The following is a 19252-nucleotide window of genomic DNA, read 5'->3' on the forward strand; positions in this document are numbered from 1 at the left end:
GGGCGGCAACGTCGCTGTTTCAGGATTTTGGAATTGTTCTGATCTTGCGGAAATTAATAACTGAGGAGGCTCGCACCCGAGCTTAAAGACGCCTGCGATACTCGCTCGGCGACACTCCAATCACCTTCCGGAAGGTCGCGGAGAATGCGGACGGTGTCTCGTACCCGACGACCAAAGCAATATCGGTGATGCGCAACGTTCCGTCTTTGAGGAGTTGCTTAGCGTAGGACAGCCGCTGATTGGTCAACCATTGATGCGGCGTGCAGCCAGTTGCCGCGCGGAAGGCCGTGCAAAAGTGAAATCGGCTCAGGTTGAGCAGGTCGGCGAGCTCCTGGAGTCGGATATCTCGGGCGAGGTTTTCGCGCATGTAAGCGCTCACGCGCTTGACCTGCCAATCGGCCAAACCGTTGCGCGGTCCGGGCGAGATCGCCATTGACGTGGTGGAATGGGTTCTGATCAGTTGAAGGCATACGAGATCGACGAGATGTTCGACAAACAGGTGCGAGATTGCATCGCCCGCGCTGATCTCGTCGTTGATCATCCGCATGATCGCGAACAGCTTCGCGTCGCCGTAATGGATCCGATCGAACCGTAGTTCCAGCGGCCGCCCATTGCCGACCTGATCGATGCAGCCCTGAAGTCGCTCGCGCCCCAGGAAGATGTTGGACGCTTCGATGACGCCGTCAGCCCTCCAGAAGCCACCGTGGCCCCTGGGCCATATAGTAATCATTCCTGCCCGTGCGGGTGAGGACACGATTTGGCGGCCAACCTTCACCGACGCCACGCCGGTGCCGACATGGGTCGCCGAGATGATGTGATCTTCCAGCGGCGGCAGATCGTATTCGAACGGCTCGTTTCGCCAGCGGCTGACGAGGCGCGTTTCGCCACTGAACACCTCCGAGATGATGGGTGGTGCGTGGCCATGCTGCAGGCGTCGAACCTGCGCCTCGGTGTCCGCAAGTGGCTGTTCGCTCATCGAAAGAGACCTCTCCCAGCCGCGAGGCGCTTGCTTTAAGACAGACGCATAGCACCTCGCTCAGGCGCGAAATACCTGCTCGCTTTTTCGGAAGGCAGAGCGGCGCTGGCAAGGCTGACGCAAGGTCTGCGCCAAAAGCGGTCGTTGAGAGGTCGCCCGCAAGCAGACAGTAAGCGCGACGATTTCACCGCGCTTCTTGTTGTCCTATTGGCGGATGCTCAACCGAACCGCACGAGATTGAGCGCCGGCAGCGGCCCGCCGGGAAACTGAACGAGGCGGGCCCCAAGCGCCAGCGACCCGAGATCAATTCCGAAGAAGCCGAGACGATCGATCAGCCCGCCGATCTCCGACTTGGCCTGTGCGTCGTCACCCGCATAGAACAGCACGCGCCGGCCGCCTTCCGCCCCGGGGTTGCCGGCGAGAAGCGGCGGCTGGAGATGGTTGAAGGCCTTCACCACCCGCGCGCCCGGCACGAGTCCGGCGAACACCTCTGACGAGGCGCGCCCGTTGAGTTCGGCCGGCTTGAACAGCGGCCCCTCGATCGGATTGTTCGCGTCGAGGACGATGCGCCCGCCGAAGTCCGGCAATCCCGCGAGTGCTGCTGGCAGCTTCGACCAGTTGACCGCAACGAGGACAATGTCCTTCGACGCCGCGTCTTCGCGGGTGCTCGCCTCGATGGTCGGGCCGATGGCGGCAACGACCTGCTTCAGGCTTTCCGGGCCGCGGCTGTTGGACAGAGTGGCCGCGATGCCGTTGCGGGCGAGCGCGGTGGCAAAGGCCTGGCCGATCTGGCCGGCGCCGATGATGCCGATGCTGGGCATGGAATCTCTCCTTTGATGAACGGTCTGATTGGATGTCAGGCGGTGAGCCCGCCATCGGCAACGATGTCGGCGCCGGTGACGAAGGCGGCCTCGGGGCTCGCGAGGAACGCGACGACGCTCGCGATCTCATGCGGCCGGCCATAGCGGCCGATCGCTATGCCGGGGCCGACGATCGCGGCGACCGGCCCGTCCGCCGGGTTCATATCGGTGTCGGTCGGGCCGGGATGCACGGTATTCACCGTGATGCCCTTCGGTCCGAGGTCTCGCACCAGCGAGCGGTTGAAGCCGGTGATCGCGCCCTTGGTCAGGGTGTAAAGCGAAGCGGTCGGGAAGGCGGCGTAGCGCGTCATCGACGAGCCGATCTGGATGATGCGTCCGCCCGCTTTCATATGCCGCGCCGCTTCCTGCGTCGCGACGAAGACGCCGGTGACGTTGACCGCGATCATCCGCTCATAGGTCTCGAACGGGATCTCCTCGATGGGGCCTCCCAGGCCGAGACCGGCATTGTTGACGAGGATGTCGATGGCGCCGAAGGCCGCGACCGTCTGCGCCACCGCGGCGCGCACGGCCTCCGGCTTGCCGGCGTCGGCCTCGATGGCGAGCGCCTTGCCACCATCCGCCTCGATCTCAGCGACGACCTGACGCGCCCTGTCCGGCGAGGCGCTGTAGGTGATAGCGACGGCAGCGCCGTCGGCGGCCAGCCTGCGGGCGATTGCCGCGCCGATGGAGCGCGAGCCGCCGGTCACGAGGGCGGCCTTGCCTTTGAGGGGAAGAGAATACGACATGATCTGGTCCTTTCTTGATTTGGGCCTGAGTAGCCGGCGGTCGCGCCGGCCGGCTGGTTGATGGAAGAGGCGCAACTCAGCCCTGGAGCTGCGCGAGAAGCCCGGCACCATCCGCGACGGTCCAATGGTCGGTGATGCGGCCATCCCGGATGCGCATCACATCCATCACCGCGAAGCGGGTGGTGCGGTCGGTCGGCGCAAGACCGAGGAACGCGCCGCGATGCGTGCCGTGATAGGTCTTGTAGGTGGAGACGAGATCGCCTTCGGCGATCTGAAGATGGACCTCAGCCCGCCAATCCGGGAAAGCCGCGCGGAATGTCCGGTAGATCTCGCTTGTGCCGTGCCGATCCGGACGGAAACCGCCGAAGGGCGTGTGGTCGACATAATCCGCGGCGAAGAGCTGCTCGAACACCGCGAAATCACCGTCGCGCTGCACCTCGTCGAGCAGGCGGCGGATCACCGCCTTATTCGCCTCCTCGCGGTTTCCGTTCCCGGCCGCTGCGGGCAGCGGCAGCAGAGTGCTGACGAGCCCGGCAACGGCCATACGGCGCCCGAAGGAAGCGGCATTGGTCGGGGACGGCATGATCTTCACTCCGGTCGGTTTCGATGGAGCGAAGATGGCGGGTTTATTCCGCCATGATTAGGCGGTATTGATTTGATTGATTTTCAATCATCTCTTGAAGGCTGTGATGGAGACCCTCGCCAACCTTGAGAGCTTCGCGCGCAGCGCCGAGCTCGGCAGCTTCTCGGAAGCCGCGCGCCGGTTGTCCCTGACGCCTGCCGCGGTCAGCCGCAACGTCGCGATGCTGGAGCGCAATCTCGGCGTGCGCCTGTTCCATCGCTCGACGCGCAAACTGACATTGACGGAAGCGGGGGAGCGTTTTCGACAGGCGATCGGCGGCAATCTCGAAGCCTTGCAGGCCGCCATTGCCGAAGTGGCGTCCGGCACCGCCGAACCTGCCGGCACGCTTAAGGTGAGCCTCAGTCCAACCTTCGGCACGACGCATATCCTGCCGCTGTTGCCGGATCTCCTGACACGCTATCCGCGCCTGCGCCCCGAATGGCATTTCGAGAACCGCCAGGTCGACCTCGTCGCCGAGGGCTATGACGCGGCGATTGGGGGCGGCTTCGACCTCGCTCCAGGTATCATCGCGCGCGCCCTCGCTCCGGCACACATCGTCGCTGTCGCCTCCCCTGGTTACATGGCGGGGCGGACGGCGCCGGTGGATCCCGCTGGCCTCGGCCAGGTCGACGGAATCGTCATGCGTTCGCTCAATTCCGGCCGGATCCGCCACTGGGCGATGCGTGACGCCGCCGGCACCGAGATGACGGCAATCCAGCCGGAGAGTCTCGTCGTCAACGATCCCATGGCGATGCGCGGGGCGGCCCGGCTCGGCCTCGGGGTCGCGATGCTGGCGGTACCCGACGTCCTGCCTGATCTCGAAAGCGGCGTGCTGATCCGTCTGCTGCCACGCTGGTATGCCGACGCCGGCGCGATCTCGCTCTACTACGCCTCCCGCACCTTGTTGCCAGCCAAGACCCGAGTCTTCGTCGAATGCGTCGTCGAGGCATTCCGGCAGCAGAAGCTCGCCGAGCGCTTCGCGGGGAGCTTGGGTTAATCGCGGGGTATGGATAATCAGATAACCCCTGGAACAGACATCTATCAGGAGGGGGAGCGGCGTCCGTTTGGCCTGCTGCCGGTTCTGTGGAGCGCCGGAGCGGACTCTAGCTCTCTGCCAGAAAGCGGACCCTAAGGCATGGCAGCGGCATGACCGAAGTCGACTCGATGCAGAGACTAAGAGGGGCGTTGTGGGATGAGACGCAGGGGTCCTCGCTTGAGGTCTCCTATCGCAATTGCGCCAGGACGATTTCGCGCAAGACCCGCGTCGGCGGCATCCACTGGTCTTCCCGCTCGTAGTTTCCGGCCGTCACCGCGATGACCAAGTCGAGTGCGGGGATAACGAACAGCCGCTGGCCTCCCTCGCCTTGCGCCATCCACATGCGCTCCAGCCGGCCGACGGCCCAGCCCTTCGGCTTGCCGAAGGCGATGTCGAGGACAAACCACTGATAGCCGTAGCGGCGAAGCTCGTCGGCGCTGACGAAAGGGGTTACGCAGCGCGCCAGCCATTCGGCGGGGACGACCGAACGTCCGTTCACCTGGCCGCCGTTCAGCATCATCATGCCGATGCGCGCGAGATCGCGTGTCGACATCCGCACTCCCGATGCAGCAATCGGCTCGCCATCACCATCCGTCACCCATTCGGTCGCCCCCATCCCCAGCGGCCCGAACAGGCTTTCGCGAGCAAAGTCGTGTAGGGTTTTGCCCGTGCCCCTCGCGATGATGCCGGCCAAAAGCGCTGTCGTTCCGCCGCAATAAGCCCAGTGCGCACCCGGCACATCGATCACGGGTCGCTCAAGGATGTAGCGATACCGATCCGGCGCAGCGTCCATCGCAATCTCGCTGTTGCGAGGGTCGGAGTACGGGAAGCTGCTTTCGTCCCAGTCGGTGCCCATCGCCATCGTCAGCACATGCTGGATCAGAAGCCGATCACGGCCATCCCGATACGCGAGATCGGCGTGTTCGGGGAATGCGGAGAAGAGCGGTGCTTCCGGAGGTGGTACCTGTCCCTGCTGCAGCGCGATGCCGTAGAGCAGGCCAACGATGCTCTTCGAACAGGAGCGCAAATCATGCAGTGTGTCGGGCGTGAAGACGACGTGGCCGAGCGCGCCGACGCCACGGGCGCGATCCTCGCCTCCGAAATAGCGTTCGAGGACCGCCTTGCCGTTTCGCAGCACGACGAGCCCGTGCAGGTTCCAGACTTTCCCGTCGGCGATGGCCTGATCGAGCCGAGCGCCGATGCCGGGCGAGAAGCCCTCGTCCTCAGGCGCGGCCTGCTCGAACCAGCTGGGATCGCCGGCAGCTTGGGCCGCAGATGGCTGCGTCATGATCGAGCTCCAAGCTGGCGTGCTCATTCTTAAGCTGGGCGTCGAATTTCCGGAACTACCCAACCTTCGCTACCCACCCCATCCAGCCTCAGCCTCGCCCAACAGCTATTGGTCAGCCTGGCGCCATTTCCAGTCATTGAACATCGACTTAGAAGCCGACCTTAGACGGCCTGCCTATATGGGGATTCTGAGCTCATGGCAGATACCGATCGTCGAAGGGGCGAGGTCTGACCGGGAGGCTCGAGCGTAGCTGACCGATCGACGAGGACTGCACGATCCGAAGGTGATGACACTCGCGCGGTGCGGATGCCGTACAGTTCCGCGAGCAGCATTCCTGATTCGCAGGATTGGCCATGCCCGACTTCTCGGCCGAACGGCCGTGCCGCATTCTCAGCCTCGATGGCGGGGGCGCCAAGGGCTTCTACACGCTCGGAGTCCTCCGGGAGATCGAAGGTCTTGTCGGCTGCCGGCTGCATGAGACGTTCGACCTGATCTTCGGCACGAGCACCGGCGCCATCATCGCGTCCCTGCTTGCGCTCGGGCACTCCGTCGAGGAGATCCACGTGCTGTACAAGCAGTACGTCCCCACGATCATGAAACAGAAGACGCCTGCCGAGAAATCGGCGGCGCTGGCCAAGCTTGCGGTCGAGGTGTTCGGGGATGCGAAGTTCGACGCGGTGAAGACCGGCGTGGGCGTCGTGACCACAAAGTGGGAGATCGAACGGCCCATGATCTTCAAGGGCAACGTCGCTCAGGCCCATGGACGTGTCGGCACCTTCGTGCCCGGCTTCGGCGTCACGATCGCCGATGCGGTCCAGGCGTCCTGCTCGGCCTATCCATTCTTCCAGCGAAAGACCGTGACGACCGCCGCAGGCGATCACATCGAGCTCATCGATGGCGGTTATTGCGCGAACAATCCGACGCTATACGCGATCGCTGACGCGATGATCGCCCTGAAGGTGCCGCGTGAGCAAATCAGGTGCGTGAGCGTCGGCGTCGGCGTTTACCCGGAGCCGAAGCCGAGAATGTTGATGTGGCTCGCTAAGAAATATCTCGTCAGCGTGCAACTTCTACAGAAGACGCTGGAGATCAATACCCAGTCCATGGATCAACTCCGCGACATCCTTTTCAAGGACATCGGGACCATACGGATCAGCGACACGTTCGAGAAACCCGAAATGTCGACGGATCTGTTCGAGCACGATCTCAAAAAGCTCAATCTGCTTCGTCAGCGCGGCGCGGAGTCCTATGCGGCACGCGAGGCGATGTTGAAGGATTATCTGGTCTAGGGGGAACGATGGCGATTTCGGAGGCGCAGCTCGGAACCTGGTCGCATCAGGGGCCGACCGGGCAGTTCACGGCGACGTACGAGACTTTGCGGGGCGTCCTGAATGACAGCGGGTCGCCATACTACCTGAAGGACTTCGAGATCTTCCTCCAGGGCTCGTACAGAAACACCACCAACGTCTATGGCGACAGCGACGTGGATGTCGTGGTCCGCCTGGATTCGGTTTTCTACACGGATTTGTTCTTCCTGAACGACGAGGAGAAGGCGCGCTTCAACGCGCAGCGCAGCCCGGGCACGTACACGCTCGAGGAATTCAAGGCATCGGTCGTCGCCTGGCTCGTCCGGCACTATGGGAGCGCGGTGAAGGTCGGAAAGAAGGCGGTCCTGATCCAAGGGAACGGCACCCGCCGGGACGCCGACGTGCTCGTCTGCGCGAAGCTGCGGCGCTACTACGCGTTCCCGGCCTATGGGGAACCGCGTTACGTCGACGGCATCTGCTTCTTCCTGCCCGATGGCACGCGGATCGAGAACTTCCCCGAAAAGCACAGCCTAAATTGCACGGCGAAGCATCAGGCGACGCGGGAATGGTTCAAGCACACCGTGCGCATCTTCAAGAACCTGCGGAACACGATGATCGAGCGACGGATTATCGCGGACGGCCTGGCGCCGTCGTATTTCATCGAGGGGCTACTCTACAACGTCCCCGCGGACAGGTTCGGCGGCAGCGAGCAGGTCAACTTCAGGGACGTGCTGAATTGGCTGATGGCAGCGGATCGCAGCGGCTTCGTGTGCGCCAACGAGCAATTCAAGTTGCTCGGCAACGCCAACGTCACCTGGCCCGCAGCCAATTGCTCGGAGTTTCTCGGCGCAATGGTAGCGTTCGATCGGGCCGCGTAGCTAGCCGGCAGGCCGATCATCTATCCCCGCATATGCGCCCCGGAACAGGCCAATCGCGATCCCGCGACTACTTCTGAGCGGGCATTTCTCCATAGAGGTGTGCAGGGGCGCGCACCGACGCGCGAAATCCGACAAGGCAGCGCACTCCGGAAGATCGGGGTCTGCCAACCGAGTGGCCACGCACTGCCATGGTACCCCGATCGCGTTCTAGGGTGATCCCGAGGAACCAAATTTGCGCGATCTTTGTCCATTCAGGACAGCGAGAACCGCAAACCCGATCGATAGGATTCATCGGCCGCGATCATACGCCGAGCGATATCGAAGTTTGCGCTCCGCCCAAGAAGCCAACGCTCCGCGCATCTCACCTGCAAGGAGTTCAACCGGGTGACGTGATCCTCCTCCGCGATGAGAGGCATTCCGGCGTCACGAGCGTTCGGCATCCGAGAGAGTCTGACGCCGATGGCTTCAAGCTCCGAGGCCTTTACCGCAGCGTCTGCCGCGACCTCTGCCGAGCCTATCGTCATCCGCACTCGCGCGTCGGCCGCTGCCCGACGGGCCTTCGTCACCCCCGACCGCAGTTCGCGGAGTATCGTGGGGCAATAAAACGCCAGCGAGTAACGAACGCCGATCGGCAGGTAAATCTCTATGTTCGGCAATGCTAAACCGATGTTGCCGTAGGGCCCGAAATCCCGCTCGTTCTGCATCGCGATCGGGTTGTCGCCCAGAATGAACTCGGTTCCTTCGGTTGCCTCGAAAAGGAGGAGGTCCTTGGAGCTGAAATGCAGAGCCAGTTCGGCAAGCTGTTCGACGATCAGCTTGAAGGCGACTAGCTTGGCCTCGTCCTGATCGGTGACTGTCACCTCATCGCTCGGGGCCGACGTTAGCTCCCTGGCTCGATGCGTGACCCGAGAGATCAGGTCAGTGAGCTGAGCCCGCGTCGCGGTCCCGCGCACGAACTGCAATGCGCAGAAGAGATTTATCGCGCTCCGCTGCGACGGTGTCAGGCCGGAGAGGGAGCGTCTCTCTAAAATCTCCGCGATCGGCGCCGCTGCGTCGCTTTCGATCATCCCCATCGCCGCCTCCAGCGACAGGCGAACACCGGACTGATCGAGACTGTAGAAATCGGATTCTACGGCGACATTCTCCACGGCGGTCCTGAACGACCGCTCCGTTGCCTTGTCGAACGCCCAAATTTGGAAATGCCCCGCCCGACGCTGGGTTGCGAAGTTCTTCATCAGGAAGCGCGGGACATAATGATGGCGGCGTGGTTCCGCGATGGCTGGACTCCCGGAAGCCATGTCGAGATACGCCCCCTAGATCGCCTGCCGAATGAAGGGCGTCATGCTCGCGTTCACGGCTTCAAATTCCGACGCCCGCAGCACGGAGAGCTTCTCGGTGAATTCAATCACGACAGCATCCTCGGGGTCGATGCCGTGCATCTCAACCGAACCAAGGATCATCTGCCCCCCGTCGGGGATGTTGTTGACGATTAGCTTGATCATGGCGGCGATGTTGATCTTGTCCTGATCCTGCTGGTTGGGACTGTCGATCACCATCGGAGCGGTGAACGAGTTACCGTATCGATGGATCGTATGAAGAAGCGCCAGATCATACGCCAGCACCGCACGCGGCAGGTCGCTGCCCGTCTCCACGATACGCGGATTGATTTTGGCCATGGCCTCAGCATCATAGTTGAGGACGTCGAGCTCACGTAGGAAGGTCGCGACCAGCTTCGCATGGAACGTTTCGACTTCATTCCGTCGAGCGGGACTCTTTAGGTCCTTCTGCTGCTTGGATATCTCCTCCACCCGATCGTTGAGGCCGCCGGCCGTCGTATCGATCTCCCCGATCTGTAACCGGAATAGCTCCGCAGCCGCGCGCTCGCCTTCGCTCCGGATCACGTCGCCGAGCGAGATCTCGCCCTGCTTATCCGCTAACGCAGCCTGCACGTCGGCAATCGTCCGATCCCTCTCGCGGATATCGGTTTCGATCGATCGCGCGTCAGCCGCCAGATCCCTGATAGCGATGTTCGTCGCAGAGATGAATTCGAGACACGTTTCCCGATCGTCGAGGATGCCGTAGCGCCTGGCAAAATCATTCTCGTGAACGGTATTGCACAGGGGGCAATGAACCTCCGCCTCGAGCGTCGCTGCGTAATGCGCATCCTTCTCGAGTTCCGAGATCGCGTGCCGCGCGATCCTTACCTGGCTGTCGAGAGACGCCCGCTGGTCAACGATATGCGCCAGCTTCGCCGCTCGTTCGTGGCGCACTTCCTTTAATCCGCGCAGGTGGCGCAGGAGCCGTTCGATCGCAGCCTCGTGCCCTTCGATCGACAGTTCGAGCCCCGAGAAGGAGGCATCCAAGCCCAGTTTCTCGACGGCCTTCACCATCGCGCGGCGATCACGGAAAAGTTCGTCGAGATCGAACCTTATCTTCTTCTTCTCGGCCTCAAGCACGTAGTATTCGTTGCCAAGGATGCCCGAGTGGAAATCGATCAGCGAATCCTTGAAGTTCGGATACTGACCAAGGTCGTCGAATGCGACGAACGGCTTCTCCCAGCTCGCCTCCTGATTCACGTAGAACGGCAGGAAGGCAAAGGCGGGCGGCGGGACCTCGGGTACGTTCTGCCTGCTGGCGAGAACCAGTCGAAAGTCCAGGAGATCCGCCATGAACGGGGCGAGCTCCCGCGTTATGCTTCTCGTGAACAGCAGCACCCGCCCCTCCGCATCGAACACGGCGAAGGAATCTCCTGCCCGCATGATCGAATGGCGAACACCATCCAATGTGAACGTCAGGAGCGATCGGACCCCGGCATCGAGCCATTTTCGGTGGATCGACTTGGGTTTGGCTCCGAAGGTCCAATAAATGCTCTTGATGACGGACGATTTTCCGACGTCATTCGCGCCGTTGATCACGGTCAGGCGTGGGTGGAACTCGATCGTCCTTGCCTTCGCCTCTTTCGCGGACAGCAAGTCCAGTCTTTCGAAGCGCAATTTTCTCATCGATCGCTTTTCTCAGGTGCCGAATGAGCATTCGGTAGTTGTCCGTCGAACTCATGCGAAATACTCGTAAAGGGCGGCCGCGATTGCGAAACTCGGCTTCCGTGGGCCGAGAATAGCCTCCAGGTCGGCCCTAATCACCGCCCCGGCCGCCACTGCCCCCTCCATCAGGCTTGCTGCTGGATCGATGATGGGGGTGACGCGGTCTCGCATGCCGTCGATGAGCTTGCGGGTCGCCGGTGTCGCCCTCGCGATTCTGATGAGCTCGTACTCACGCCAGGCATCCCGAAGCTCCCTCTCGAGCGCATGGGGCTGAGCGAGACGGCGACCAGCATCCTCCCAGACGGGCCTGCGAAGCCGAGTCACCCTTATCCGTTCGAGATCGGCCTCTACATCGTCGCGCGTGACGAACTTGGAAGCGACGAGGTCATCGATCGAAGAAAGATCCGCCAACCGCTTCGATCGGCCACGGCACTCGAAACCCAGCGTGAGATAGAAGCGCTTGGCATCGACGTCGCCCCCGATCTCCTTGGCTAGAAAAAGCGCAATCTGCCCGATGACCGTCCGATCGTACGTGTCGAGATGCAGGCCACAGTCCAGGAAACGCAATCTTGGAAGGTCGTCCGCCTCTGAGAAAGATGCGCTCTCGGCCTTCAATGCCGTAAGAAAACCCGTCAGTTGCTTGAGCTCCGCGTTAGTCAAAGCGAACTCGCCCGCCGCCCCCTTGGCTTCCGACAGGGGACGGTTGCTGACGAAAACGGCTTTCTCGGCCAAGCGACCGAACTTCCCGAGATTCGCGTGCATGCGTCCCGCGAATGATGGCTTGGGAGCGCCCTTGGAATTCCTCTCCGGCCGGGCGATGGCCGCAAGGGTCCAGTTTCCGCTCCTCTTCGTCTTCAGTTGGTACAGCCGCAGGAACGACGGATTGGCCGGGTCGTCGACCTCGGCGATGTCATCATGGAATTCGAACGCGATGGCGTATGGGCGACTGCCCGGCCCCGAGTGGAGGTCGATGAGGCGTGCGATGCCCCAAGATGTCTGGAAATCGAGGCGATCGAAGGCGGTCTCACCGCCGTGCTCCGCCTCCTCGACGGCCAGAAGGTCGCCAATGACCCCCATGAACGAATCCTAACCCTCCGTAAGTATTCGACCCTATCGGACTCGCAGGCGTCATCGCAATCATGCTCTGGGGTCCTTCTGTGGGACCGGGGTTCCGAACGAACCGGCGCTCGGCGTCAATCTTCATCGTCGGTCAACTCGAACTCGCCCGTGCGGAACGGTACGGCCGGATTACGGAGGATCAAATCGGCGCGCCGCTCTCCATCACCTGCCCACCGTAGACGAACTCGCTCCATGGCCGGCCTTACGATGCGCTCGAAAGTGAACTGCCGCAGCGTCTCCGCCTCCTCCCCGGATACACCCGGATACGCGTGCGCCATGAAGTCGTGGATCACGACCGGAACCAGCGTTTTCATCGCCATGGCCTCTCCGTCGGCCATCGGCGGCTCTCGCAACTCCGGTTCGGATGCTATGGCTGCATCGATGAAACTGAGGTCATCTTCCTTCTCGCCAATGATCCACCGCGATGCGAGCGTCAGGGCACCCCGGTTCTTGTCGTCTACGAACCCGTCGTCGACGTCGATGACGAGCCCCGACCTGAGGTAGCGCTCACACTTGTCGCGAGCGAAATCCATCCTGAACGATCCCCGAAGCGCGTAGCCGTCGAGATCGGTCTCAAGCCATGCGCGCCACTCCGGGCCCAATTTCGTCGGGTCACTCCGCGTAAGCCCATCGAGCCGCTCGATCGTCTTCGTGCAGAAGAGCAGGATGCCCATCTGCGCGGAGATCGGCATGAAGACCTCGACGCCCGGACTGCGGTAACCGTTCCAACGCCCCCAAGCCGCCGAAAAGATTGGATTGTCGCGGATGACGGGATCATCGCCGAGGATGAATGGTCGTCCCGTCGATTTAACGATTCTTAGCGTCAGGTGCGGCAGCCGGGTCGACAACGGGTTTCCGGACATGGCCGATAGCATGGCGTGCCTGGAAACCTCGCGGGCCTCCTCCCGCGTGGCAGGTACGCGAAAGCGTCGGTTGGCGCCGAGTTCCTCGATCAGGTCGGTCATGTATTCGGCGATCTGCTCTTGTTGGCTGAACGCTGAATGGGTCCGACCATCTTGGAAAGCGATGTAGCGAAGGATCTTCTTCCGTTCCGGGCGTGTGAGGGTCTTTACGCTCCCAGCCAGGATACGATTCCGAATTGGCCAGAACCCGGCCTCGATGGGATGCGTAACCGTTTTCTCGACGAAGTTCGTCGGAAGCAGCGTGCTTTCGTACATCCAAGTTCGAGCGCAGATCACGCCGATATTAATTCGCTTCTTGAGCACGCCATCAATCTTGTTGAAGGCACAGACGCATTCATCCCCGTCGGTATCAAAAGGGCGCATATGCTCTCGGGGAACGAAGTGTTGGAGATGAGTGACGCCGTTCGCCATACAGATCGCTGATCCTACGCTGTCGCTTCGAATAGGCCCGATCGTCGGACTACCAATTTTGACCGATGCGTGGGGAGTCCAGAGTAGACCTTCAGCGCCAATCTCAACAATGCAGACCGACGGTAATAGGTCATCCCACGCGCCGCGGTGTCTGATGACAATGACAGCGTTCCATCGAGCCACCGGCCATCGTCGAATGGTTCATAGGTGGTTCACCTTCTCGGTCCGACAGGCGTTCGCTAATTGGCGGCGACACCGAGACAGACTGTTGAGGGCGTGCTCGTGGCACGACCCGCCTTCCAGGCATTCTTGGCAATCGCGAGCATAAGACGGCCCGTTCCTGAGCCGCCGACAAGACCTCCCGAGAGCAGACGCTCCGAAGGTCGGCAATGGGCCACCTCCGGAAACACCGACTAGAGTGAAGAGAGTGCAGGGCGGAATCTCCTTTGAGATTACCCCCGAGAATGAAGATCCCTGGAGCGGATCCTCGGGCTCGCGCTCCTTGGAACTGAGAATGACGAACGAGACCTTTGCCGACGGCCACGGCACCCCGCCCGACGATGACCAGATGCGGCTTTATGCGCGCGCCTATGCGACGCAGAAGACCGCCGACGAAATCTTCCTCCGCTGGGAGGCGTGTCACGCTGACGCTCTGCAACTGGATCAGGCGCCAGACCGCTTCCATGGCGACTATGGCCTCAACGGCCGCCAGCTCGCAGAAGGTGCCCGCATCGCCGCGCGCCGCATGGCGCTGGTGCTGGCCGAGGCTCCGACCGAGCTGCGCGCGGTGCTCGCGCTGAAGATCCACGCCTACGAGTCGATGGCGCAGCTGGATGGCGAAGGCACGCGCTCGAACGCGATCTTCATGGTCGAGGCCGCCATGAAGGCCGATGCCGAGCGGCTCGACATCGTGCTGATGCCCTTGCCGCATCCGCCCCGCCAGGCACAGTGAGGGCGTCATGTACCTGTTCTACGACCTGGAGACCTCGGGCCTCGAACCCTGTTGGGACGTGCCGCTGCAGGCAGCGTTCCTGCAGGCCGACGCCAACCTCTCGGCGCAGCGCGAGGTGACGCTGCGCTGCCGCTTGCCGGCGCATGTCGTGCCGTCGCCCGACGCCCTGATCGTGACCGGTGTCACGCCGGTGATGCTCGAGAACCAGCCACTGTCGCATCTCGAGATGATGGCGCAGATCGCCAGGATCATCGCGGACTGCAAGCCCGCGATGCTGATCGGTTTCAACACGATCCGCTTCGATGACGAGGTGCTTCGGCAGTCGTTTTACCAGACGCTGCTACCACCCTATGCCGCGTCCATGACGGGCCACGGCCGCGCCGACGTCCTGAGCATGCTGAGGGCCGTCGTGATGCTCGAGCCGGATGCTGTCGCGATCCCACGCGATGACGCAGGCAAGCCGGTCCTGAGACTCGGGGACGTCTGCCGAGCCAACGGCATCTCGTTGTCTGAGGACGACGCACATGACGCGTTGGCCGACGTCCGCGCGACCCTCGACCTGTTCGCGCTGCTGCTCGAGCGGGCGCCATCGACGATGGCGACGATGCTCGGACATGCCAAGAAATCCGGTCCGCTCGCGCTGCTGGAGCCAGGCGAGCCGGTGATCCTCGGTGGCACCTTGCGATTGACGCCGGTCCTGCCGATGATCGGCTCGCCCACGAACCCGGGCGCGCGGATCTGCATCGATCTCGGCCAGGACCCGTCCGGGTTCATCGATTTGCCCGCGTTGGACCTTCTCGCGCGCATCCGGTCGAGCAGCTCGCCGGTCCGTCAGGTCAAGGTCAACGCCCAGCCGATTCTGTTCGGCTGGGATCAGGCCGCGCATGCCCTCGTCGAGGCTGAGCCTGATTCGGTCTATCGCGAGCGGGCCCGGGCGCTGTGGGCGCATCCGACCTTCACTCGCCAGCTCGTCCTCGCACTTGAGGGTCAATATGCCGACCGCGAACCCTCCGCCTGGCCGGACGCCCAGCTTTACTCGGGCGGCTTCGTCTCCGATGCCGATGCGGCGGCCTGCCGTCGCTGGCATGAGATTGCCTGGGAACACCGGGCCTCTTTCGCTGCGCAACACATCGCCGATCCGCGACTGCGGAGCCTGGCGATCCGGCAGGTCTTCCTTAACGCGCCGGAGACGCTCTCGCCCGAAGCGTGGAATCGTGGCCAGGACTGGTTTCGCAATCGGCTCATGACTGAGGACGAGGTGCCCTGGTTGACACTGCCACGAGCCCTGGCGCGCTGCAGGGAACTGGCGACGACCGCCGATCCGGATCAGCTTATAGCACTCGACAGGATCAGCACCTGGTTCATCGGGCGCCGTGATTCGCTCGGGCCGAATGGCGAGACGGTCGCCATGCCGACCTGCGCAATCGTGTCGTAAGGACGCTTGCCAGCGAACAATAATCGAGGGCGCGGCCGCAAGGCCAGCGCCCTTTCTCATGACCGGAACCAGGACCGGGACTGCAGCCGCAGAACCCCATGAACCCGCGAACCCTGGATCTTTCATGAGTCCCATTATCCGCCGACCGCGTCGCAAGCGTTCGGACGCCATCCCTCCCACGCCGCCCGAGGCCATCGGTCTGGATCTGTTCAAACCGCGTGACCTGCTTCAACGGCTCTATGCCGACCGTACCTCCGCCACGGGTGACGGCGAGGACGACTCTGCCCAGGCCGCCCGACAGCGCGCGCTGTGGCTGCGCCTTCATGAGGACGAGCGCGGCGCACGCCGCAGCCTGATCCAGCCCGATGCCGCGTTGCTGGCCCGCATCGCGGCGCTCGACCTGACCTGCCCGCAATTCAGCGAGGTGACCGCCTGGATCCTGCGTGCGGCGACGCTGGCGATGGCCGGTGGGCAGCCACTGCGCCTCGACCCCTGTGTTCTGTTGGGGCCACCCGGAATGGGCAAAACCTTCTATGCGAGCAAGCTAGCCGAGGCCTTTGGAGTGTCGACGCTGACCATCCCCATGAGCACGATAACCGATCGCGGAACCTGGTTCACTGGCCTTTCGCCGGCCTGGCGTGCCGCAGGCCCCGGCAAGATCGCCCAGCTCCTGATCGACAGCGATAGCGCCTCACCTGTCGTCGTCATCGATGAGATCGAGAAGTCGAGCCCGATCAACCCGAGCGAAACGCCCATCAACGTCCTGCATAGTCTCCTGGAACGCGAGAACGCTCGCTCCTTCCAGGACGAGTTCCTCGAGATCCCCGTTCGCGCCGATGCGATCATCTGGATCGCGACAGCCAACGACCTGTCGCCGTTGCCACCGTCGATCGTGGACCGCCTGATCACCTTCGAGATCAGCCTCGAGCCCGCTCAGATGCTCGCGATCCAGCGCTCGCTTTTCGGCGAGGCAAATGCCGCGACCGGCGGTCTGTTCGAGACACCGCCCGAAATTCTCCTTGAGGAGCTCGCCGCACTGACGCCGCGCTCGTTGTCGCGTCTGTGGCCGATCGCATTCGGCTTCGCCTGCATGGCTTCGCGCCGCTACGTGACCCGTAGCGATCTCGCGCGGGCCGAGGGAGTCCTCGGGCTCGACCGCGTGCGGAAGGGGCGGATCGGCTTCCTCGCCGGAATGAGGTGGCCGCCAGTGCAAGCGGGGGCCGCGGCGGCGAGCAGGAAGAGCAAGGCCAGGGATTGAGAGGAGCAAGCGAGAGGAAGGGAAAAGCACCCCCGAGAACCTCCGACGCACTCAATAGGAAGGCTCAACATGACCAACACCCATCCGCGCCAACCCTTGCGCCCTGCGGCCTACCGCGGCCTCAGCATCGATCGGATCGAGCATCGCGTCATAGACGAATTCGCGGCGCTGCGCCTGCACCGCCCGAGCTCGGCCGACTATGCGGCCTTCGTGCGCAATCCGCCTTCGATCGCGGCCATCGTCGATCGCGCCCGGCACCATGCCAATCAGGTAGCTCGCTTCGTCGCGCTCACCGACGACAGCCCCGAGGGCGTGCGCCTGCAGCTCGCGCAGCTCTACGCGCTCACCATCCTGAACGCGATCGCGACCGTCGCGGCCGCGCTGCTGCCTGCAGGGACAGGGGCAGACCGCCACGCGCGCCGCCAGCAGGGCGCCGCCTTCATCCAGTCGCTCGAGGATCCCGCGGACAATGAGCTCCGCGACGTGGCCGTCATCGCCTTCGGCCTCGATGACAATGACGCCGTCCGCGTCACCAGTGACGCAATCGCCCACGCGAGCGCGGACTGGAAGGCGGTGGCTCGCGCCGGTTCGGCGACGACCCACATCCTGGAGGAGCGCTCTGGGCTCGGCGAGTGGTTGCGGCGCACGCGCGATGTCGCTGCCCTTCTCAGTGAGGTAAGGCGCCACGGCGACGCTGCCAATCGCTTCGCCATCGTTCTAGCCGAGGACGAGCTCAGCCCGCGCGAGCGCGACGAGATGATGGCCGCACAGGAGGGCGCGCTGCTGCAGCATCTCGTCTCGCTGGCGGATCTGGCGCTGTCCCGCGCGGAGGTCGACACGGACCTTCTCCTCGGTGCAGCCCACCCTTCGGTCATGGAGCGAGCGCAGATGAATGCGACGCTGCTGATCGCCATCGCGGTCGGCCAGCATCACCGGACGATGATCGCCGCCCATCCGTATTAAACCGAGAGCTCCGGAAGCTCCCTGCGTCGTCCCACGGGTTCCTGGCTCAGGAACGCGCTCCCCCGCTCCTCTGTGGCCAAACTCCGCAGGGAGGACCGTGGGACGCCCGTGGCGATCCGTTGGCGTCGGCTCGCCAACGCCCTCCCTGCGTCCTCCCACGCTTCCTGCACAGGGAAGACCGTGGGAGGCCCGTGGGACAGGCGGGGGAGTGAAACGGACTGCGAAGGCGCCCTCCAAGGGGCGCCTTCTGCGATTCCCGGGATCGAGAGGTCGATGCAGCCATGTGGCTGTAACCCACGGAAAGACCAGATCATGCAGAATGACGACGATCAGGGCAGATTGCCGCCGCCCAAGACCACCAGCCTCGCGCTTCGAGAGGGAGAGCGCGTCCGCGATCCTATCGCGACGCTGACCTCCGGCCTCGGCGAGGACCCCTCTCTCGGCGAGCTCATTGCCTTCCGGCAGAGCCGGCCGGACCTGAAGGAGGCCGCCCGGATGTCGCGGCAGCTCGACCACGAAGCCCATCGGGTCGCCTATGCCGACGATCGGCACGCCCAGGCGACCACCATCGCTTCGGGCATGGAGCTCGCAGCACTCCTCTTCGACAGCCTGGTCTGCATTTGGCCGGCAGACAGCCTCGACGAGGTCGATGCCAAACTCGCCCTCGCCGACAGGCGTGGCCCTTACGGCACCAACCAGGAAGCCGATTATACTCCGTCGCTCGAGCCGAATACGGCGCGACGGATCCGGGTGATGCGGGCTGCCTTCAACGTGGGTGAACTCGCCGCTCCCCCGTCCCCGCCGGCCCCAGGGCTTGATGACCGCAACCTCTCGGGTTGGCCGCGCCTGCGCTACGACCTGCGCGATCTTCTGCCGCTGCGCGGCGGCCAGCCCGTTCTCTCGACCGTTCCCGAGGCCTGGATCGCGTTCGCGCGCAGCGGCCCCGACTTCGGTCAGTTGCGCGAGCGGATCCTCAAGATGTTCGCGACCGCCGAGCGGCTGTTCGACCTCGCGAATGCGAACGACGAGGGCAAGAGCCAGGAGCTCCGGCTCGCCGCCGAGGGCGCGCGGATCCTCGCCTATCTCACGGCCAGCCAGGCGATGATCTGGCCGGCGCGTTCGCAGGCCGATCTCGACGAAAAGCGCGCGGTCGCGCGGATCATCAACGATCGCGCCTGCCGCCCCGATCCTTTGCACATGCAGGCCGCCGCTCGGCACATGGTCGATGAGGCGATCTGGGTCCACCGACGCCTCGGGCTGCACGCCCCGGCGCTGTTCAAGACCGAGTGGATCGAGGTCGTCTGAACAGCGTTCGACGTGCATCAAATCACTGCGAACGACATTCGGAACGTCGTTCGCATCGCAGCTCGGCAGATATGCGGGCAGCTGCGAACAGCGTTCTGAACGGTGTTCGGAATTGAACGGGCGGCGCCGCAA

At 63.4% G+C, this 19252-nt stretch carries 17 protein-coding genes; 8 read left to right on the plus strand and 9 right to left on the minus strand.

Annotated elements, in window-relative coordinates; all coding sequences use genetic code 11:
- Positions 1–82 precede the first annotated feature (82 nt).
- The 4 genes from VGV58_RS12395 to VGV58_RS12410 form a co-directional block, all read right to left on the minus strand.
- Positions 83–976, minus strand: coding sequence for an AraC family transcriptional regulator (locus tag VGV58_RS12395; RefSeq protein ID WP_326874319.1), 894 nt, complete (start codon positions 974–976; stop codon positions 83–85).
- A gap of 218 nt (positions 977–1194) precedes the next feature.
- Positions 1195–1836: an NADPH-dependent F420 reductase gene (locus tag VGV58_RS12400; RefSeq protein WP_414643978.1), complete on the minus strand. Its 642-nt coding sequence runs from the start codon at positions 1834–1836 to the stop codon at positions 1195–1197.
- Positions 1833–2582, minus strand: a complete 750-nt coding sequence (locus VGV58_RS12405) for a 3-oxoacyl-ACP reductase family protein (protein ID WP_414643953.1) — start codon at positions 2580–2582, stop codon at positions 1833–1835. Before VGV58_RS12405 ends, VGV58_RS12400 begins: the two co-directional genes overlap by 4 nt.
- 76 nt (positions 2583–2658) lie before the next feature.
- Positions 2659–3165: an ester cyclase gene (locus VGV58_RS12410; protein WP_326874321.1), complete on the minus strand. Its 507-nt coding sequence runs from the start codon at positions 3163–3165 to the stop codon at positions 2659–2661.
- 106 nt (positions 3166–3271) lie between these two features.
- Here VGV58_RS12410 and VGV58_RS12415 point away from each other — a divergent pair, with 106 nt between their 5' ends.
- A complete protein-coding gene (locus VGV58_RS12415; protein WP_326874322.1) occupies positions 3272–4201 on the plus strand; it encodes a LysR family transcriptional regulator in 930 nt (309 codons plus the stop codon).
- Between the two features lie 226 nt (positions 4202–4427).
- On the opposite strand, the gene VGV58_RS12420 is transcribed toward VGV58_RS12415, so the two are convergent.
- On the minus strand, positions 4428–5528 hold the full coding sequence (locus VGV58_RS12420; RefSeq protein ID WP_326874323.1) for a serine hydrolase domain-containing protein: 1101 nt from the start codon (positions 5526–5528) through the stop codon (positions 4428–4430).
- A 353-nt stretch (positions 5529–5881) separates the two neighbouring features.
- Here VGV58_RS12420 and VGV58_RS12425 point away from each other — a divergent pair, with 353 nt between their 5' ends.
- Positions 5882–6817: a patatin-like phospholipase family protein gene (locus VGV58_RS12425; RefSeq protein WP_326874324.1), complete on the plus strand. Its 936-nt coding sequence runs from the start codon at positions 5882–5884 to the stop codon at positions 6815–6817.
- Positions 6818–6825: 8 nt separating this feature from the next.
- Positions 6826–7713 carry a nucleotidyltransferase domain-containing protein gene (locus VGV58_RS12430; protein ID WP_326874325.1) on the plus strand — a complete coding sequence of 296 codons (888 nt, stop codon included), beginning with the start codon at positions 6826–6828 and terminating at the stop codon, positions 7711–7713.
- A gap of 251 nt (positions 7714–7964) precedes the next feature.
- Here the strand turns inward: VGV58_RS12430 and VGV58_RS12435 are convergent, their stop codons facing one another.
- From VGV58_RS12435 to VGV58_RS12450, 4 genes are all read right to left on the minus strand, one after another.
- Positions 7965–9011 carry a DUF4238 domain-containing protein gene (locus VGV58_RS12435; RefSeq protein WP_326874326.1) on the minus strand — a complete coding sequence of 349 codons (1047 nt, stop codon included), beginning with the start codon at positions 9009–9011 and terminating at the stop codon, positions 7965–7967.
- A gap of 15 nt (positions 9012–9026) precedes the next feature.
- Positions 9027–10715, minus strand: a complete 1689-nt coding sequence (locus VGV58_RS12440) for a hypothetical protein (protein WP_326874327.1) — start codon at positions 10713–10715, stop codon at positions 9027–9029.
- 51 nt (positions 10716–10766) lie between these two features.
- Entirely contained in the window at positions 10767–11831 is a 1065-nt protein-coding gene (locus tag VGV58_RS12445; protein WP_326874328.1) for a dsDNA nuclease domain-containing protein, read from the minus strand.
- A 116-nt stretch (positions 11832–11947) separates the two neighbouring features.
- A complete protein-coding gene (locus tag VGV58_RS12450) occupies positions 11948–13207 on the minus strand; it encodes a DUF4238 domain-containing protein (protein WP_326874329.1) in 1260 nt (419 codons plus the stop codon).
- A 427-nt stretch (positions 13208–13634) separates the two neighbouring features.
- Here VGV58_RS12450 and VGV58_RS12455 point away from each other — a divergent pair, with 427 nt between their 5' ends.
- The 5 genes from VGV58_RS12455 (at position 13635) to VGV58_RS12475 (ending at position 19120) form a co-directional block, all read left to right on the plus strand.
- Positions 13635–14159, plus strand: coding sequence for a hypothetical protein (locus VGV58_RS12455; protein WP_326874330.1), 525 nt, complete (start codon positions 13635–13637; stop codon positions 14157–14159).
- Between the two features lie 7 nt (positions 14160–14166).
- Positions 14167–15594: an exonuclease domain-containing protein gene (locus VGV58_RS12460; protein ID WP_326874331.1), complete on the plus strand. Its 1428-nt coding sequence runs from the start codon at positions 14167–14169 to the stop codon at positions 15592–15594.
- 124 nt (positions 15595–15718) lie between these two features.
- Entirely contained in the window at positions 15719–16852 is a 1134-nt protein-coding gene (locus VGV58_RS12465) for an AAA family ATPase (RefSeq protein ID WP_326874332.1), read from the plus strand.
- Positions 16853–16921: 69 nt separating this feature from the next.
- The gene (locus VGV58_RS12470) at positions 16922–17815 is read left to right on the plus strand and encodes a hypothetical protein (protein WP_326874333.1); all 894 of its coding nucleotides are present in this window, start codon (positions 16922–16924) and stop codon (positions 17813–17815) included.
- Between the two features lie 108 nt (positions 17816–17923).
- Positions 17924–19120: a hypothetical protein gene (locus tag VGV58_RS12475; protein ID WP_326874334.1), complete on the plus strand. Its 1197-nt coding sequence runs from the start codon at positions 17924–17926 to the stop codon at positions 19118–19120.
- Positions 19121–19252 lie beyond the last annotated feature (132 nt).

Origin of the sequence: Allobosea sp. (assembly GCF_035944895.1) — a bacterium.
In the GTDB taxonomy this organism is placed as follows: Bacteria; Pseudomonadota; Alphaproteobacteria; order Rhizobiales; family Beijerinckiaceae; genus Allobosea.